Source organism: Streptomyces racemochromogenes (genome assembly GCF_039535215.1).
Classification (GTDB): Bacteria; Actinomycetota; Actinomycetes; order Streptomycetales; family Streptomycetaceae; genus Streptomyces; species Streptomyces racemochromogenes.
Map to the genome: position 1 here is coordinate 370710 of NZ_BAAAWT010000001.1, position 16878 is coordinate 387587.

General features: G+C 74.7%; 14 protein-coding genes. 5 read left to right on the forward strand and 9 right to left on the reverse strand.

Annotated features, from left to right (window positions below):
• The first annotated feature begins 22 nt into the window (after positions 1-22).
• Both ABD973_RS01805 and ABD973_RS01810 read left to right on the forward strand, forming a co-directional pair.
• The gene (locus ABD973_RS01805; protein ID WP_125596633.1) at positions 23-1333 is read left to right on the forward strand and encodes an MFS transporter; all 1311 of its coding nucleotides are present in this window, start codon (positions 23-25) and stop codon (positions 1331-1333) included.
• Between the two features lie 63 nt (positions 1334-1396).
• On the forward strand, positions 1397-2134 hold the full coding sequence (locus ABD973_RS01810; protein WP_125823518.1) for a hypothetical protein: 738 nt from the start codon (positions 1397-1399) through the stop codon (positions 2132-2134).
• Between the two features lie 34 nt (positions 2135-2168).
• Here ABD973_RS01810 and ABD973_RS01815 read toward each other — a convergent pair whose 3' ends face one another.
• Positions 2169-2510 carry a hypothetical protein gene (locus ABD973_RS01815; protein WP_125823517.1) on the reverse strand — a complete coding sequence of 114 codons (342 nt, stop codon included), beginning with the start codon at positions 2508-2510 and terminating at the stop codon, positions 2169-2171.
• A 145-nt stretch (positions 2511-2655) separates the two neighbouring features.
• Here ABD973_RS01815 and ligA point away from each other — a divergent pair, with 145 nt between their 5' ends.
• Positions 2656-4713, forward strand: a complete 2058-nt coding sequence (gene ligA / locus ABD973_RS01820; protein ID WP_125823516.1) for an NAD-dependent DNA ligase LigA — start codon at positions 2656-2658, stop codon at positions 4711-4713.
• Between the two features lie 14 nt (positions 4714-4727).
• On the opposite strand, the gene ABD973_RS01825 is transcribed toward ligA, so the two are convergent.
• The 3 genes from ABD973_RS01825 to ABD973_RS01835 form a co-directional block, all read right to left on the reverse strand.
• Positions 4728-4922: a hypothetical protein gene (locus tag ABD973_RS01825; protein WP_125596623.1), complete on the reverse strand. Its 195-nt coding sequence runs from the start codon at positions 4920-4922 to the stop codon at positions 4728-4730.
• 142 nt (positions 4923-5064) lie between these two features.
• Positions 5065-5733 carry a response regulator gene (locus ABD973_RS01830; RefSeq protein WP_125823515.1) on the reverse strand — a complete coding sequence of 223 codons (669 nt, stop codon included), beginning with the start codon at positions 5731-5733 and terminating at the stop codon, positions 5065-5067.
• Positions 5730-6914: a sensor histidine kinase gene (locus ABD973_RS01835; protein ID WP_345497930.1), complete on the reverse strand. Its 1185-nt coding sequence runs from the start codon at positions 6912-6914 to the stop codon at positions 5730-5732. Before ABD973_RS01835 ends, ABD973_RS01830 begins: the two co-directional genes overlap by 4 nt.
• Positions 6915-7168: 254 nt before the next feature.
• Here ABD973_RS01835 and ABD973_RS01840 point away from each other — a divergent pair, with 254 nt between their 5' ends.
• Complete coding sequence (locus ABD973_RS01840) at positions 7169-9370, forward strand: MMPL family transporter (RefSeq protein ID WP_345497932.1); 2202 nt, start codon at positions 7169-7171, stop codon at positions 9368-9370.
• 65 nt (positions 9371-9435) lie between these two features.
• Here ABD973_RS01840 and ABD973_RS01845 read toward each other — a convergent pair whose 3' ends face one another.
• The 3 genes from ABD973_RS01845 to ABD973_RS01855 form a co-directional block, all read right to left on the reverse strand.
• Positions 9436-11229, reverse strand: a complete 1794-nt coding sequence (locus ABD973_RS01845; protein ID WP_125596610.1) for an ABC transporter permease/substrate binding protein — start codon at positions 11227-11229, stop codon at positions 9436-9438.
• A complete protein-coding gene (locus tag ABD973_RS01850) occupies positions 11229-12290 on the reverse strand; it encodes a quaternary amine ABC transporter ATP-binding protein (protein WP_345497935.1) in 1062 nt (353 codons plus the stop codon). The genes ABD973_RS01845 and ABD973_RS01850 overlap by 1 nt, the downstream gene beginning before the upstream one ends.
• A gap of 204 nt (positions 12291-12494) precedes the next feature.
• Positions 12495-13454: a SigB/SigF/SigG family RNA polymerase sigma factor gene (locus tag ABD973_RS01855; protein WP_345497937.1), complete on the reverse strand. Its 960-nt coding sequence runs from the start codon at positions 13452-13454 to the stop codon at positions 12495-12497.
• 154 nt (positions 13455-13608) lie between these two features.
• Between ABD973_RS01855 and ABD973_RS34695 the strand changes: the two genes are divergently transcribed.
• Positions 13609-14046: a MarR family transcriptional regulator gene (locus tag ABD973_RS34695; RefSeq protein ID WP_425586074.1), complete on the forward strand. Its 438-nt coding sequence runs from the start codon at positions 13609-13611 to the stop codon at positions 14044-14046.
• 278 nt (positions 14047-14324) lie between these two features.
• On the opposite strand, the gene ABD973_RS01865 is transcribed toward ABD973_RS34695, so the two are convergent.
• Both ABD973_RS01865 and ABD973_RS01870 read right to left on the reverse strand, forming a co-directional pair.
• Complete coding sequence (locus ABD973_RS01865) at positions 14325-15098, reverse strand: GntR family transcriptional regulator (protein ID WP_125823511.1); 774 nt, start codon at positions 15096-15098, stop codon at positions 14325-14327.
• A gap of 134 nt (positions 15099-15232) precedes the next feature.
• Positions 15233-16771, reverse strand: a complete 1539-nt coding sequence (locus ABD973_RS01870; protein WP_125823510.1) for an IucA/IucC family protein — start codon at positions 16769-16771, stop codon at positions 15233-15235.
• Positions 16772-16878: the final 107 nt, after the last annotated feature.

A 16878-nucleotide genomic window follows, 5' to 3' on the forward strand; every position in this document is an offset into this window, starting at 1 on the left:
CCGCCGCGCAGGATGGTCGGCCGTGAGCAGATCCCGCTTGGCCTCCGTACTGCCCGACCTGGCCCCCTGGCGTTCCGGCCGTGACTTCCGGCTGCTGTTCTTCCAGGGGACGGTCACCTTCTTCGGCTCCTTCATGGCGATGATCGCCCTGCCGCTCCAGATCAAGCACCTGACGGACTCGCCGCTGGCGGTCGGTGCCATGGGCGCGGTGGAGCTGGTCCCGCTGGTGGTCTGCGGGCTGTACGGCGGGGCGCTGGCCGACGCGGTGGACCGGCGCCGGCTGATCCTGCTGACCGAGGCCGGGCTCGGGCTGCTCGCACTGGTGCTCCTGGTGAACTCGCTGCTGCCGGACCCGCTGCTGTGGCCGCTGTACGTGGTGGCGGCCGGGGTGTCGGCGCTGACCGGCCTCCAGCGTCCGGCGCTGGACTCGCTGATGGCCCGGATCGTGCCGCACGACCAGCTCAGCGCGGCCGCCGCGCTCAACGCGCTGCGCTACCAGTTCGGGGCGATCGCAGGCCCGGCGCTGGCCGGTGTGGTCGTCGCGTACGCCGGCTACGCGTCTGCCTACGCGGTGACCGTGGCGGGCTTCGCCGTCTCGGTGGCGCTGTGCGCGCGGCTCAGCCCGGCACCGCCGGCCGGGGGCGCGGAGCGGCCCTCGCTGCGGGGCATCGCCGAGGGCGCCCGGTACGCGTGGAGCCGGCCGGTGCTGCTGGGCACGTACGCCGTCGACCTGGCGGCCATGTTCTTCGCGTTCCCGAACACGATCTTCCCGTTCCTGGCCGACGAACTGGACGCCGTGTGGGCCCTGGGTCTGATGTACGCGGCGGGCGCCGTGGGCTCGCTCGTGCTGGGACTGACCAGCGGCTGGGTGTCGGGGGTGCGCCGGCACGGACTGCTGGTGGTCTTCGGAGCGGCCGCGTGGGGACTGGCCATCGCGGCGGCGGGCTGGTTCTCGAGCATCTGGCTGGTGCTCCTGTGCCTCGCGGCGGCGGGCGCCGGCGACATGCTGAGCGCGCTGGGCCGCTCCACGATCTGGAACCAGACGATCCCGGAGGAGCTGCGGGGACGCCTCGCGGGGATCGAGGTGCTCTCGTACAGCGTCGGCCCCCAGCTCGGACAGGTCCGGGCGGGCACCATGGCGGGCTGGACGGGGACCCGGCCGGCGTTCTGGAGCGGCGGGCTCGCGTGCGTGGCGTCCGTGGCGCTGCTGGCCGCCCTGCTGCCGAAGCTGATCTCCTACGACGCGGACACCGACGAGGACGCGCAGCGCCGCCGGGCCGCCCGGGAGGCACAGGCCGGGCCCCAGCCGGACCCGACGGGCGCGACCGCCTGACCCGGGCGCCCGAACGGCGGTCCTCGCGGTGCGCGGCGCGGCCGGGGCCGGGAGGGTGACGGCATGGGCGACTGGTGGTACCGCAACATCCTGGAGCCGGGGAAACTGCCCCTGCTCCTGGCGCTGTCGGCGTTCGTGGTGACGTTCACGGTGACCCGGGTCGTCACCCGGATGATCCGGGCCGGCAAGGGGCCGTTCCGCAACGTCACCCCGGGCGGCCTGCACGTGCACCACTGCGTCCCCGGCGTGATCCTGATGACCGTCGGCGGCTTCACCGCCATCGCGGGCGGCCGTACGGGGTGGGGTTCCTGGGTGGCGGCCGTGCTGTTCGGGATGGGCACGGGCCTGGTCCTGGACGAGTTCGCGCTGATCCTGCACCTGAGCGACGTCTACTGGACCGAGGAGGGCACCCTCAGCGTCGAGGTGGTGGTCATGACCTCCGCCCTGGCCGGCCTGCTGCTGTGCGGGTTCCTGCCGCTGGGCGTGGACGGGCTGACCGAGGACCAGCAGGCGAACCGTCTGTTCCTCGGCGCCACCGTGCTGTTCAACCTGCTGCTCGCGGCGGTGGCCCTGTTCAAGGGCAAGCCCCGGCTCGCGGTGTTCGGGGTGGTCGTCCCGGTGATCGCCCTGTTCGCGGCGGTACGGCTGGCCCGCCCGGCCTCGCCGTGGGCGCGCCGCTTCTACGGGCACCGCCCCAGGACCCGGGCCCGCACCATCAAGCGGGCGTACCGGCACGACCGCCGCTGGGGCGGGCTGGAGCGCCGCGTCGGCTACCTGATCGGCGGCGCGCCCAGCCGGTAGCCAGCCGGTGTGCGGGCGCGCCGCGCGTCCGGGCTCAGGCGGAGGCGGGGGCCTCGTCGAGCTCCCACGCGTGGCGCTTGAACTCCCGCTGGAAGTCGGCGTGGTCCTCCCACTGGCGGGCGATGCCGCGCAGCACGTCCCAGTGGTGCTCCACGGACTGGTCGATGACCTTGCGCAGGAGCGGCTCGGCGGTCTCCCGCGTCGCGATGAGCCCCTTGACGGCGGAGGCCTCCAGCACGCTGTTGCGCAGCGCGCGCAGGGCGCGGGAGGTGTCGTCCATCGCGAATCCGCGCTCGCTGCCGGTCTCCGCGTCGAACAGCGGGGTGAGCCGGGCCTCGATGAACGCGGTGATCCGCTCGAAGTGCTGCACGTCCATCAGGGTTCTCCCGTTCCCGCCGGCCGGCGCCCGTCGCGCGGCACGGCTCGTCGATGCTGATCACAGGTGTGTCAGGTGCAGGATACGAGGTCGCCGCGGGCGGCCGGGCCCCGCCGTTGTCAGACCCGTGCGCGACGATCACGGCATGACGATCACCACCGTGTCGGCGCTGGCCGGCCGTGACGAGTACGCCGACGCAATCGCCACCGCCGTGAAGGCCTCCGCGGCCTACTACGGCTCGGGCGATTCCCCGCTCGACGACGCCTCCTTCGACCTGCTCGTGTCCCTGATCCAGGCGTACGAGGCCGCCTACCCGGAGCACGTGGACCCGGCCTCCCCCACGGGCAAGGTCGCGGGCGGGGCCGTGGCCGGCGGGGAGGTGGCGCACACGGCGGCGATGCTCTCGCTGGCCAACGCCTTCGGCCCGCAGGACCTGCTGGACTGGGAGGCCTCGCTGGTCAGACGCCTGGGCGGGCCCGTCACCGGCGGGTACGCGGTGGAGCCGAAGCTGGACGGGGCCTCGCTGGCGGCCCGTTACCGCGCCGGCCGGCTGGTCCAGCTCGTGACCCGGGGCGACGGCACCAGCGGCGAGGACGTCTCGCACGCCATCGGCACCATCGCCGGGCTGCCCCCTCGGCTGGCCGTGGAGGCCACCTTCGAGGTGCGCGGCGAGGTGCTGCTGACGGCGGAGCAGTTCGAGCGGGCGAACCGGATACGCGCGGAGCACGGGGCGGGCCCCTTCTCCAACGCCCGCAACGGGGCGGCGGGCACGCTGCGGGCCAAGGGACGCGCGTACACGGTGGAGATGAGCTTCTGGGCCTTCGGCGCGGTGGAACTGGAGGGCGGCACGGCCCTGCCGGGCACCACTCACTCCGAGGTCATGGCGTACGTGGCGGCGGCCGGCGTCCGCACCGCCGCGGACACGGCGGCCGGGCTGACGGTGGCGGCCACCGCGGCGGGGGCGCAGGAGCAGGTGGACCGGATCGCGGGGATGCGCGCCGGGCTGCCCTTCGGGATCGACGGGGTCGTCGTCAAGCTGGACTCGCTGTCCGAGCAGGCGGCGGCCGGCACCGGTTCGCGCCACCCGCACTGGGCGACCGCGTACAAGCTGGCGGCCGTCGAGCGGCGGACCCGGCTGCTGGACGTGACCTGGGCGGTGGGCCGTACGGGGGTGCTCGCGCCGACCGCCGTGCTGGAGCCGGTGGAGGTCGACGGCTCCGTGGTGCGGCACGCCACCCTGCACAACCCCGCCGACATCGCGCGCCGGGGCCTGCTGATCGGCGACACGGTGACGGTCTACAAGGCCGGTGACGTGATCCCCCGGGTGGAGGCCCCGGTGGTGGAGCTGCGGACCGGGGCGGAGCGGCCGGTCGCGGTGCCCGAGGTGTGCCCCGGCTGCCAGGGGGAGATCGACCGCTCGCAGGAGCGGTGGCGGTGCGCGCAGCCCGCGGACTGCGGGCGGATCGCCGCGATCCTGTACGCCGCCGGGCGCGACCAGCTGGACATCGACGGGCTGGGCGAGCGGTACGTACGGGCCCTGGTCGAGGAGGAGGGGGTGCGCGACGTGGCGGACCTGTTCACGCTGGACCCGGCGGCGCTGGCGCGGGCCGCCGGGAGCGAGAAGCGGGCCGTGAAGCTCGCGGAGCGGATCGAGGCGGCGAAGGCGCTGCCGCTGTCGCGGGTGTTCTGCGCGCTGGGCGTGGTGGGGACCGGGCGGGGCATGTCCCGGCGGATCGCCCGCCACTTCGGGACGATGGACGCGGTGCGGGCGGCGGACGCGGCGGCGATGACGGCCGTGGAGCTGGTCGGGGAGAGGAAGGCGGCGGCGATCGTGGCGCAGGTCGCGGAACTGGGCCCGGTCATCGACAAGCTGGCGGCGGCGGGCGTCCGCCCGGTCGAACCGCAGGTGGCGGCCGCGGCGCCGGCGGGCGGGGCGGACGCGGGGCCGCTGGCCGGCCAGAACGTGGTGGTCACCGGGAAGATGACCGGCGCCCTGGCCGCGTACGACACCCGCGACCGGGTCCGCGAGCTCATCGAGCGGGCCGGCGGCCGGTCCTCCGGCTCCCTGTCGGGCAGGACGACCCTGCTGGTGGCCGGGGAGAAGGCCGGCGGCAAGGTGGCCAGGGCCGAGGCCGCCGGGATCGAGATCCTCGGCGAGGAGGCGTTCGCCCTGCGGATCGCCGCGGTGCTCGGAGCCCGTTAGGGCGCAACACCCCCTCAGGGGGTGACCGCCAGGACGGGCGGGGCGGGGGACGTCCAGCGGTGGCCGCAGGGGTCGAAGACCAGGACGACCGGTTCGCCCGGGCGCTGGCGCCAGGAGATCCGCTCGGGCGCGTCCGCGCACCGCGGACAGGCCGGCAGCGGGGAGGCCGGTGCGGCGAGTACCGGCGGCGCGGTGTGCGGTTCACGCATGGGGGCTCCCTGGTCCGGCGGCTGTGCTCCTGGCACTGTGCCATGCGCGAAGCCCCCCGCGCACCGGCGGATCATCCAGGGTTCTGGCTGGTCAGGGGTGCGAGGGCCCGGGTGATTCCGGGTGTCTGCGGGCATTTGGGTCTCAACCGCTCCTCCGCTCGGCCTCGACCAGCCCCGTCTCGTACGCGGCGATGACCGCCTGGGCCCGGTCGCGGACGCCCAGCTTCCCGAAGACGGCGGTGAGGTGGTTCTTGACGGTGGAGACGCTGATGTCCAGTTCGGCGGCTATCGCGGCGTTGTCCAGGCCCCGGGCGAGGAGCCGCCAGATCTCCAGCTCGCGCGGGGTGAGTCCGTCGGGGGCCGCCGGGGCGGGCCGGGGTTCGCGCGGGGCGGTCCGTACGTAGGTGGAGAGCAGCCGGGTCAGCAGCCTCGGCGCGACCGCGGCCTCGCCGGTGTGGACGGTGCGGACGGCTGCGATCAGCTCCTCCGGGGAGACGTCCTTGGGCAGGAACCCGCAGGCGCCGGCGCGCAGCGCGGCGACCACGTACTCGTCCATGTCGAAGGTGCTCAGCGCGAGCACCCGGGTCGCGGGCCGGACCTCGGCCAGCCGCGCGGTGGCGGCCACGCCGTCGAGGACGGGCATGCGGATGTCCATGACCACCACGTCGGGACCCAGCTCCTGCGCGAGGGCGACGGCCTCGGCGCCGTCGGCGGCCTCGCCGACGACCTCGATGCCGGGGTCGGGGGCCAGGATCAGGGCCAGGCCACGCCGGACCAGCGGCTGGTCGTCGGCGATCAGCACGCGGATCATCGGTGGAGTTCCTCTCGCTTCGGGTGGGGCCGGCGGTGCGCTTCGGGCTCGGCCGGTGCGGGAAGGCGGACCGCGACCCGGAAGCCGCCCTCCTCGCGGGGTCCGGCCTCCAGGGTGCCGCCGTGCAGGGCGACGCGTTCCCGCATGCCGATCAGGCCGTACCCGCCGCCGCGGTGCGGGCGGCGGGCGGCGGTGCCGTCGGCGGGTCCGTCGTCGCAGACCTCGACGGCGACCTCCTCCGGGCCGTAGGCCAGCCGTACCCGGGCCGGCGCGTTCCCGGCGTGCTTGCGGGCGTTGGTGAGGGCCTCCTGCACGACGCGGAACACCGTCAGGCCGACGGTGGGCGGCAGCGGGCGGGCGGGGCCGGTGACGGTGAGCTCGGTGTCCGACCCGGCGGCCCGGGCCTCGGCGACGATCCGGTCGAGGTCCCCGGCTCCGGGCTGCGGGGCCGGCACGGCGGTCTCCGGTTCCTCCCCGGCCCGCAGGACGTCGAGCAGCTGCCGCATCTCGCCGAGGGCCATCCGGCCGGACTGCTCCAGGGTCACCAGGGCCTCGCGGGCGACACCGGGGTCGTGGGCGAGGTTGGCGCGGGCTCCGCCGGCCATCAGCTGCATGGTGGTGATGTGGTGGGCGACGATGTCGTGCAGCTCCCGCGCGATGCGCCGGCGTTCGTCGGCCACCGCCCGTTCGGCGAGCAGGGCCCGCTTGGCCTCCGTCTCCCGCTGCCAGCGCCTGACCAGGACGCCGGTGACCACGATGAGGAGGGTGGCCGCGCAGTTGGCCAGGAGACCGGGGCCCGGGTCGAAGAGCAGGCCGCCCTGCCCGAGGCTGTTGAGCGGCGCCGTCACGAGGGCGGCGCCCGCCACCACCGAGGGCCGGCAGGCCGCCGCGACGGAGTAGAGGGCGACGGCCGGGGTGAGGCCGAAGTGCGGGGACACCGAGGCGGTCAGGTTGACCACCGCACCCAGCAGCAGTACCGCGCAGAGCGTCATCACCGGGTGACGGCGCCGGGCCAGCAGTGCGAGTGACGAGGCCACCACGGTGAACGCCGCCAAGACCTCCAGGGAGGCTCCCTCGAACTGGGTCTCGAGGGCGAAGCCCGTGAGGTCCACGGCGGCCGCCCCGACCGCCACCAGTGCGTCGTTGCGCGTCCACGTCAGCCTCTCGGCGCGCGTGCCCATCTCCTCGGCCCCTCTTTCCGCGGACCGCCGTGGGCCGCCCTCCTGACTCCATTCTCCCATCGGGCCGGCGGCCGCGGACCGCCCGCGGGGACCGGTCCCGACCAGGACCACGGTCCTGGTCGGCGCCGGATCCCGGACCGTGGTACCGGCGGCCATCTCCTTCTCCACCAGGACGTTTCCCGCTCCTCGCGCTGATGGTCTGGAGACCGGACGGCCACCGGGGCCGGACCGCACGGACAGACCGGAGGAGAACAGTGATCCGCGCCCTGACGGGATGCTCGACCAGGAACCCGTGGAAGGTGATCGCCCTGTGGGCGGTGCTGGGCATCGGGCTGACGATCCTGGGCCAGGTGTTCGTCTTCCGCGCCACCCAGCCCGGCGACGACGGCTTCCTGCCCGCCTCCTACGATTCGGCGGCCGCGCTGCGGATCGCCGAGGAGCACTTCGGGGCCCGGCCGGACTCCGACCCGCTGACGGTCCTGGTGGCCCGTACGGACGGGGCGGCGCTCACCGCTCCCGACGAGCGCCGCGTCGAGGAGGTGGCGCGGCGGCTGGCCGGGCAGCGGGTGGTCATGCCGAAGGACAAGGAGGAGATGCCCTTCACGCAGGACCACTCCCAGACGCCCCGGATCAGCGCCGGGATGACGGCCCCCGACCGGTCCTTCCGGCTGCTGTCCGTGGAGCTGAAGGGCAATCCGCAGGACCCCGGGGTGCAGAGCACCTACAAGGAGTTCCGCGAGCGGGCGCGGTCCGCGTTCGGCGAGGCGGGCCTGCGGACCGGGTTCACGGGCGGGCTGGCCGCCACGGTGGACACCGCCGACGCCGAGAAGACCCGGTCGACGGTGGTCGGCGCGGTGGTGACGGGGCTGATCGTGCTGCTCCACGTCCTGGTCTTCCGCAGCGTGTTCGCCGCGCTGCTGCCGCTGCTGGCGATGGCGGTCATCGGCGGCGCGGCGGCCGGGACCGTGGTCATGGCGTCGGTGGCGAGCGGTGTCCGGCTGGCCCCCTCCACTCCCGGGCTGATCAACGTGGTGCTCATGGGCATCGGCATCGACTACTTCCTCTTCCTGCTGTTCCGCTTCCGCGAGCAGCTGCGGCAGAACCCGGCGCAGAGCGGGCGCGGGGCCGCGGCGGAGGTCGCGGGCCGGGTGGGCACGGCCGTCACCTCGGCGGCGCTGACGATCGTGGCCGCGTTCGCCACCCTCGGGATCGCCTCCTTCGGCCAGTTCCGGGTGCTGGGCCCGGCGATCGCGGTGTCGGTCCTGGTGATGCTGCTGGGCAGCCTCACGCTGATGCCGGCGCTGCTGGCGGTGACCGGCCGGAGGATGTTCTGGCCCTCGCGCGCCCTGCGGCGCGCGCCCCGCGAGGGTGTGGCGGGCCGGCTCGGCCGGCTCACGGCCCGCCGCCCGGTGGCGCTGGTCCTCGCCTCGCTGGTGCTGCTCGGCGCGCTGACGGCTGGTCTGGCGGGGATCCGCATGGACTACGGGCAGTCCGGCGCGGGCGGCGAGCGGACCGCGGCGGTGGAGACGGCCGAGGAGATCTCCCGCGCCCTGCCCGCCGGGGTCTCGGACCCCACGAGCGTGTTCGTCGCCGCGAAGGACGGCACTCCGCTCGGCGCGCAGCGGGTGGCCGGACTGGCCGGGGCCCTCGCCCGGGTCCCCGGGGTGGGCGGCGTCGCGCCGACGGTGCTGAGCCAGGACGGGAAGGCGGCCCGGATCGACCTGCTGCTGAACGTCGAATCCGGCGGGCAGCAGGCCCGCGACCTGGTCTCCGGGCCGGTCCGGGCGGCGGTCCGGGCGAACCTGCCGGCCGGGACCGAGGCGCATGTCGGCGGCACCGCCTCGGTGTTCGCGGACATCGCGGTGGCCGTGGACGAGGACCTGAGGGTCATCTTCCCGGTGGCGGCGGTACTGATCGCGGTGATCCTGCTGGTGCTGCTGCGCAGCGTCCTCGCGCCGGTGGTGCTGATGCTCGCGGTCGGGCTCGGCTTCGCGGCCACGCTGGGGGCCTCGGCCCTCGTCTTCCAGCACGGGCTGGGGCGGCCTGGCGTGGACTTCACGCTGCCGCTGGTGCTGTTCCTGTTCGTGGTGGCGCTGGGCACCGACTACAACATCCTGATCAGCGACCGGCTGCGGGAGGAGATGGAACGCCCCGGACCGGCCCGCGCCGCGGTGGCCCGAGCGGTGCGGCACACCGCGCCGGCCATCGCGACGGCCGGGCTGGTGCTCGCCGCGTCCTTCGGCAGCCTGGCCGTGAGCCCGCACGCCGGGACCCAGCAGACCGGTTTCGCCACGGCGGTGGGGATCCTGCTGTCCGCGTTCGTCCTGTCGGCCGTACTGGTGCCGGCACTGGCCGCGCTGCTGGGGCGCGCCCTGTGGTGGCCGCTGCGCCCGCGGGTGCGCGGCGACGAGCCCCGGGCCGCCCGGCCGGAAGCGGACCGGGTGCCGGTGGGCTGAGCCGCGTACGCGTACGCCGGGGCGCCCCGGACCGTGTGGTCCCGGGCGCCCCGGCGCGTGGTCCGTCAGGCGAGCGCGGCCACCTCGGGGTGGTCGGCCAGCCAGGCGCGGACCGCCTGCTGCTCCTTGCCCTTGCCCGTCTCCTGGATCTTCGCCTCCAGGCCGGTGAGCTGGGCCTCGGTCAGCTTGAACGAGCGCAGCCAGGCGGCGGCCTCGGGCTCGTCTTCGGCGAAGCCCTTGCGGGCGAGGGTGTGGATGCCGTCGCCCTCGCCCCAGACGCCCTTGGGGTCGGCCAGTTTGGTCAGCTCGTAGGTGGAGTACGCCCAGTGCGGGGACCACAGGACGCTCACCACGGGTTCCTTCTTCTCGTAGGCCCGCTTGAGCTCGGCGAGCATGCCGGGGGTGGATCCGTCGACGACCTGGTACTCGCCTTCGAGCCCGTACTCCTTGAGGACCTTCTCCTTCAGTACGGACATGGCTCCGGCGCTGGGCTCGATGCCGATGATCCGGCCCTTGAACCGGGCGCCCTTGCCCTTGAGGTCCTCCAGGGAACGCACGTCCTTGACGTAGGAGGGGACCGAGAGCTCGAGGGAGGTGGGCCCGTACCAGGAGCCGAGGTCGTCCAGCTTGTTCCCGTACTTCTCCCAGTACTGCGCCTGGGTGACGGGCAGCCAGGCGTCGGTCTGGAGGTCGACCTGGCCGCCGGCGAGCCCGGTGAACAGCGCGCCGAGTTCCAGCTGCCGGGCGTCCACCTGGAAGCCGCGCCGTTCCAGCAGTTCCTTCCACAGGAAGGTGGAGGCGATGCCCTCGTCCCAGGGGATGTAGCCGATGCTGATCTTGCGGCCCTTGCCGGTGTTCTCGGCCCCGTCGGCGGCGGCCGGCGAGCCGGAGCCGCCGAAGGTGCTCAGTCCGCCGGCGACGAGGGCGAGGACGACGGCCGCGGTGACGGCGTACGCGGGCTGCGGGCGGTGGTTCCACAGACGGGCGGTGCCGCTCGCCGCGGACCGGGCCAGGGCCTGTGCCCGGCGGCCGACCGGGGAGACCTGGCGGCCCAGGGCCCCGGTCATCCGGTCCAGGTACATGGCGAGGACGACGATGGACAGGCCGGCTTCGAAGCCGAGGCCGATGTCGACGCTGCCGATGGCCCGGTAGACGGCGCCGCCGAGTCCGCCGCCGCCGACCATGCCGGCGATGACGACCATGGACAGGCCGAGCATGATGACCTGGTTGACGCCGGCCATGATCGTGGGCAGGGCCAGGGGCAGCTGGACGCGTACGAGGGTGTCGCGCGGGGCGGTGCCGAAGGCTTCGGCGGCCTCGACCAGCTCGGTGTCCACCTGGCGGATGCCGAGTTCGGTCATGCGTACGCCCGGCGGCAGCGAGAAGACGATGGTGGCGATGATCCCGGGGACCACGCCGACGCCGAAGAAGATGATCCCGGGGATCAGGTAGACCATGGCCGGCATGGTCTGCATGAAGTCCAGTACGGGCCGCAGGGCGGCGCTGACCCGTTCGGAGCGTGCGGCCCAGATGCCCAGCGGCACGGCGAACGCCAGCGTGACGAGGGTGGCGACGAGGACCAGGGCCAGGGTGGACATGGCCTCGTCCCACAGGGCCACGGAGTCCACGAGCGCGAAGGCCCCGAAGGCGAGCAGGCCCGCGAGGAGGCCACGCAGCCACCAGGCGGCGAGGGCGAGGAGGCCGGCGAAGAGCAGGGGTGCGGGGGCGGACAGCACGGCGTTCACGCCGTCGTAGAGCCCCCCGACCAGCATGCTGACGGTGTCGAAGAGCCAGGACAGGTGGCGCTGGAGGAAGTCGACCGCGCTGTCGGCCCAGGCTCCGAGGTGCAGGCGGGGCATCAGGCGGCCACCTCCGCGCAGGCCATGGGGGGCCGTTGTTCGTCGCCGATGAAGGCGACGAGCCGGTCCTTGGGCACGGATCCGACGACGGTGCCGTCCGCGCCGGTGACGGCGACCGGGTGGGGGACGCGGGCGCTGACGGAGCAGAGGTCGGCGAGCGGGGTGTCGGAGCTGACGGTGGGGCAGGCGCAGGCTTCGGCGTCCTCGGCGACCTCGTCCATGACCGCGTCGGCGGTCAGGACGCGGGAGCGGTCGACGTCCTGGACGAAGGAGGCGACGTACTCGTCGGCGGGGCGGGTGAGGATGTCCTCGGGGGTGCCCTGCTGGACGATCCGGCCGTCGCGCATGACGGCGACCCGGTCGCCGATGCGCATGGCCTCGTTGAGGTCGTGGGTGATGAAGACGATGGTCTTGCGCAGGGTGCGCTGGAGTTCGAGGAGCTGGTCCTGCATGTCGCGGCGGATCAGCGGGTCCAGCGCGCTGAAGGACTCGTCCATCAGGAGCAGGTCGGCGTCGGTGGCCAGGGCGCGGGCGAGGCCGACGCGCTGCTGCATGCCGCCGGAGAGCTCGTCGGGCCAGGAGTTCTCCCAGCCGCCGAGCCCGCACAGCGCGAGCGCCTCGGCGCCGCGGCGTTCGCGCTCGGCCCGGGGGACGCCCTGGACCTCCAGGCCGTAGGCGGCGTTGGCCAGGACGTCGCGGTGCGGGAAGAGCGCGAAGTGCTGGAAGACCATGGAGACGCGGGTGGCGCGTACGCGGCGCAGCTCGCGCGGGGTCAGCGAGGTGAGGTCCTCGCCGTCGAAGAGGATGCGGCCGGAGGTGGGCTCCAGCAGTCCGTTGAGCATCCGCAGGAGGGTGGACTTGCCCGAGCCCGACAGGCCCATGACGACGAAGATCTGGCCGGGCTCGACGCGGAACGAGGCGTCGATCACCGCCGCCGTGGTGCCGTCGGCGCGCAGCTCGTCGCGGTCCGCGCCGCTTTCGAGCGCGCGGACCGCGGCGGCCTGGCGGTCGGGTCGTCTGGCGAACACCTTGTAGACGTGCTCGGCCTGGAGCGTGGACACATACACCTCGCGGGTCGTACCGGGTCCGGCCCGCCGCCGGAGGCCGCGGGCCGGGGAGCGGGGCGGGATCGGCCCGCGCGTACCGCGCCGCCCCGGCCAACCGACCGGAGCACACAGTTCCGCTCCAGCGGCCCACATTCCCGGCCTTCACCCAAGCAAACGGTGAAGTGATCCAACTCACGTCGGAGAAGGGTGTGAGGCGTGTCAGCGGCCGGGCTGTCCGGGACCCGGCTCGGGGTCGGCCAGCATGGAGGTGCGCAGGTGGGCGAGGAGCCGGGTGAGGAGCCGGGAGACCTGCATCTGGGAGATGCCGAGCTCCGCGCCCATCTGGGCCTGGGTCATCTCTTCGCCGAAGCGCATGCGAAGCATGGTGCGTTCGCGGTCGCTGAGCCGTTCCAGCAGCGGGGCCAGGGTCTGGATGTCCTCGACGAGCTCCAGGGCCGGCTCCTCCTCGCCCAGGACCTCGGCGAGGGTGTGGCCCTCGGCGGGACCGTCGCCGTGCTCGGCGTGCGGGGCGTCGAGGGAGCCGCTGGTGTGCCCGTTGGCGGCGACCAGGCCCTCTATGACCTGTTCCTCGGAGAGGTCCAGGTAGGCGGCGAGGTCGCGGACGGTGGGCGAGCGGTCGAGCCGGACCGTCAGTTCCTCCTTCGCCTTGGCTATCTCGATGCGCAGCTCCTGGAGCCGGCGGGGGACGTGGACGGCCCAGGCGGTGTCGCGGAAGTGGCGCTTGATCTCACCTGTGATGTACGGCATGGCGAGGGTGGCGAACTCGTTCTCGCGGGCCGGGTCGAACCGGTCGATGGCCTTGATCAGGCCGATGGTGCCGACCTGCACGAGGTCGTCGACGTCGCCGGCGGCCCCTTCGGCGCGCCCGCGGAAGCGGCGGACGGCGTACTGGACGAGCGAGGCGTTCATCTCGATCAGGGTGTTGCGCACGTACTGCCGCTCGGCGGTGCCTTCGGGGAGTTCGCGCAGGCGGGCGAAGAAGACCTTCGACAGCTCCCGCGCGTCCGCCGGGGCCACCTCCCGGGGCTCGTCGATCCGGGGCAGCCCGGCCTCGTGGGCCGCGGCCCGGCCGCTGTGGCGGGGGCCGGGGAGGACGGCGCCGGCGGTACGGGCCTCGGCGGGGTCGGCGGTACGGATGGCGTGGGCGGGGACCTGCATGGGGTTCGCTCCTTGGGCTGGTCGGCTTGCGGCGCGGGACCGGGACTGCCCTCGACTCTGGACCGTTTCCGCTCGCACGTCAAGAAATACCTGAAATACTTTTCGCGTCTTGTTTTGCGTCAAACACATGCCGCATCATGACGAGATGGGGAGCATGACACGTCGACAGAACTGGACATTTCTCACAAACCACGCGCGCGTCCTGGTGACCATCGCCCGGGACCCGGCGGCGCGGCTGAGGGATGTCGCCCAGGTGTGCGCGCTCACCGAGCGCACGGTCCAGGCGATCGTGGCCGACCTCGAATCGGACGGCTACCTCCGGCGCGCCCGCGACGGGCGGCGCAACCGCTACGAGATCTCGCCGGGGGCCATGTTCCGGCACCCCGCGGAGGCGGGGGTGGCGGTGGCCGGCCTGCTCGCCCTCCTCACCGGCGCCCCGCCCTCGGGGGAGGCGGGTGAGGAGGACGCGGACACCGAGGGCGCCGACGCCACCGCGGCCTACGCCCCGGATCCGGTCGCCGCAACCGCCGGGGAGACCTACACGGCGGGCCCCCAGCCAACCCACCCCCACTCCAGCCCCGCGGGCGTGTGAGGCGCCCGTTCAAGCCTCGCCGGCGTTTGAGGCGCGGGCGTCCGGGGGCCGAGCCGGCACCCCCCAGCCTCGCCGACGTGTGAGGCGCGGGTCCGGGGGCCGAGCCGGCACCCCCCAGCCTCGCCGGCGTTTGAGGCGCGGGGGTCTGGGGGCGGAGCCCCCGGGAGGGGTCCGGGCGCAGCCCGGGGAACGGGCGAAGGGTGGGGCGGGGAGCAGCCCGCGCAGCGGCACCCGCACCCCCGCAGCGGCGCCCCCACCCGCCCCGACCGCGATGTGCGCTATGTCACGCGGAAGCCGATCGCCGCAGGCTCCCGGTGGAACGTCAGCCGGTCCCAGTCCGTGAACGCCAGGTCCGTCACGGCCAGCAGCCGGCCCGAGCCGTCGTGCACGGTGCGGCGCACGGACAGCCCGCAGGCGGTCGCCCCGCCGGCCGGACGGGTGGTGCGGGTCATGGTGATGGTCTCCGAGGTCCGCCCGTGCGCGGCAGCCCGCTCCAGCCAGCGGTGCAGCGGCCGCAGGTCGTCGCCGCGGGCCCCGTCCGGCCGGTCGAGGTAGGCCGCGAGCTCCGGGGTCCGGGCCACGGTGCGTGGGCAGAGGTACGTCACCGTGTGCCGGACCGCGCGCCCGCCCGGCCCGTACACGTGGTGGTGGTGGACCAGGGTGCGTTCCCCGCCGCCCATCCCGAGCAGCCCGGCGAGCGACGGCGGCACGGTGACCAGCGCGAGCCGGGTCCGCGTGAGGCGGGGACCGGCACCGGCACCGGCGGCGGACGGCCCGCTCCGGGGGCCCGCGCCCGCGCGCCCGGCGCCCGGGAGGACCACGGCCCGCGTGCCCCGGCGCCCGGTGACGACCAGTCCGTCGGCGCGCAGCTCCTGGAGCGCGGCCCGGACGGTCTGCCGGTTGACCGCGTAGCGGGCGGCCAGGGTGCGTTCGGAGGGCAGTCTGCCGCCGGATGTCCGGGCGGCGAGGTCTAGTTCGTCCCGCAGTTGTGCGGCGATCCGCTGGTACTTGGGCGTGGCGGCCGGGCCGCCGCCCCGCGAAGGGGAGGGCATGGCTTCTCCTCTGACGGGTGGTCAAGGACTGCGCGGTCTGACCACCCAACCTAGCATTGGTCTATACCTTTCCACACGGGGGCTGCGGCGGCCCGGCCCAGCTTGGCCGAATCCCACGCCCGGCCGCCGCCCGCTCACTCCCCCCGCAGCGGGTTGGGCAGCGGCAGGTAGCGCGCGTCCGCCCCGTCCGCCCGGGTCCAGCGCAGCAGGAGGTTCGTCTTGGCCGGAAGCGCCGGGGCCGCGAGCAGCTCCGCGATCTCCGGCAGGCCGTGCTCGGCGTCGTAGCGCAGCAGCTCCTCGCGGACCGCCGGCCAGACCCCGCCGGCCGCCCCGGGGTGCCGTTCGGCCAGGGCCCCGCCCACCTCCGCGAGGTGGTTGACGACCAGGCAGTAGACGAGCCGCTGCCAGGCGTCCTCGCGCGGCATGTCCCCGGGGAGTTTCACGCCCTCCGCGTCGCGGAAGAGGGCCTGCACCGGCACGCCCCGGCCGTCCACGGCGACCAGGCAGTTCTGGAGGTGGGCCTCCAGCACGATCCCGTGCCGGGCGAACAGGTCCAGGACCGGAGGCACGACATGGCGCAGATACGCCCGCCACCAGCCGGCCGGGTCGGGCGCGGACTCCAGCGGGCTGCCGGGGTAGCCCTCCGCGAGGGCGGCGGACAGCAGCGGCACCGCGCCCGCCGCCACCCCGCCGCGCAGCCCGTCGCGGACGAGGACGGCCAGCTCCTCGAAGGCGAAGGCGGCGGTGCGGTACCCGCGGTCGGCCAGCCACACCGCACCCGATCCGGTACGGCGGCGCAGGTCGGCGAAGCCGGCCTCCACCGCGGAGTCGGTGCGGCGCAGCTTCAGCAGGTCGTGGCGCCACAGCCGGCGCACGTCGTTGGTGATCCGGACGTCGAGGCTGAACTTCGCGAACAGGTCGGCGTCGGCCCCCGGCGCGTACACGGTCCGCACGGAGGCGGTCGGCCACACCGGGAGCCGGGTCGGGCCGAGCCGCAGCAGCCGCCCGTCGGCGAAGGCCTCGCGCACCTCCCGCCGGCCGCCGACCAGCTCCAGCTGCCAGGGGTGCGCGGGCAGCGCGCGGTAGCCGGCGGGCGGGCGGGGGCCGTCGAGGATCCCGGCCAGCGCGTCGACCGCGTCGGCGGCGGCCCGGCCGCCCTCCTCGGCCACCTGGTCCTCGCGCAGCCCGAGCATCACGAGCGGGAAGCGGGTGTGCGCCTCGGGGGCGTACGGCAGCCAGCTCGCGGCGGGCGCGCCGCCCCGGGCCTTGGGCGCGGGGTGGTGCGGATGGCCCGTCACCAGGGCCTGCTCGGACAGGACGTACGGGTCCTCGGGCGCGTCGGCGGCCGCCCGGGCGGCCAGCAGCGCGGCGACGGCCCGGCGGCTGTCCTCGATCTCGCCGGGCAGCTCGTCGTTGGAGACGCCGGTGTAGCGGTGCAGTTCGTCGGAGACCAGCTTGACCAGCTCCGCGTGGCCCAGCGGGTGCCAGCCGTCCGCCGTCCGCAGCTCCGCCCGGTCGGGCCGGCGGCCGCCGGAGACCCGCAGCAGCCGCCCGCTGCCGCGCAGCCGGTGGACCTGCCCGCCCTCGGCCTCGCCCACCTCCCGGAGCAGGCAGTTCAGGAGCGGGGCGGCGCTGCGGGCGTCGGCGTCGGTGTTGAGGTCCACTGGTTCCATTCGGTCCGTCCGAGGTGTGCCGGCGGTGCGCGGGAGGGACCACCGGCCGTGATCTTCAGTATCCGCGATGATGACCTGATCACCGGTTGAACCGACCCGAGAGGACC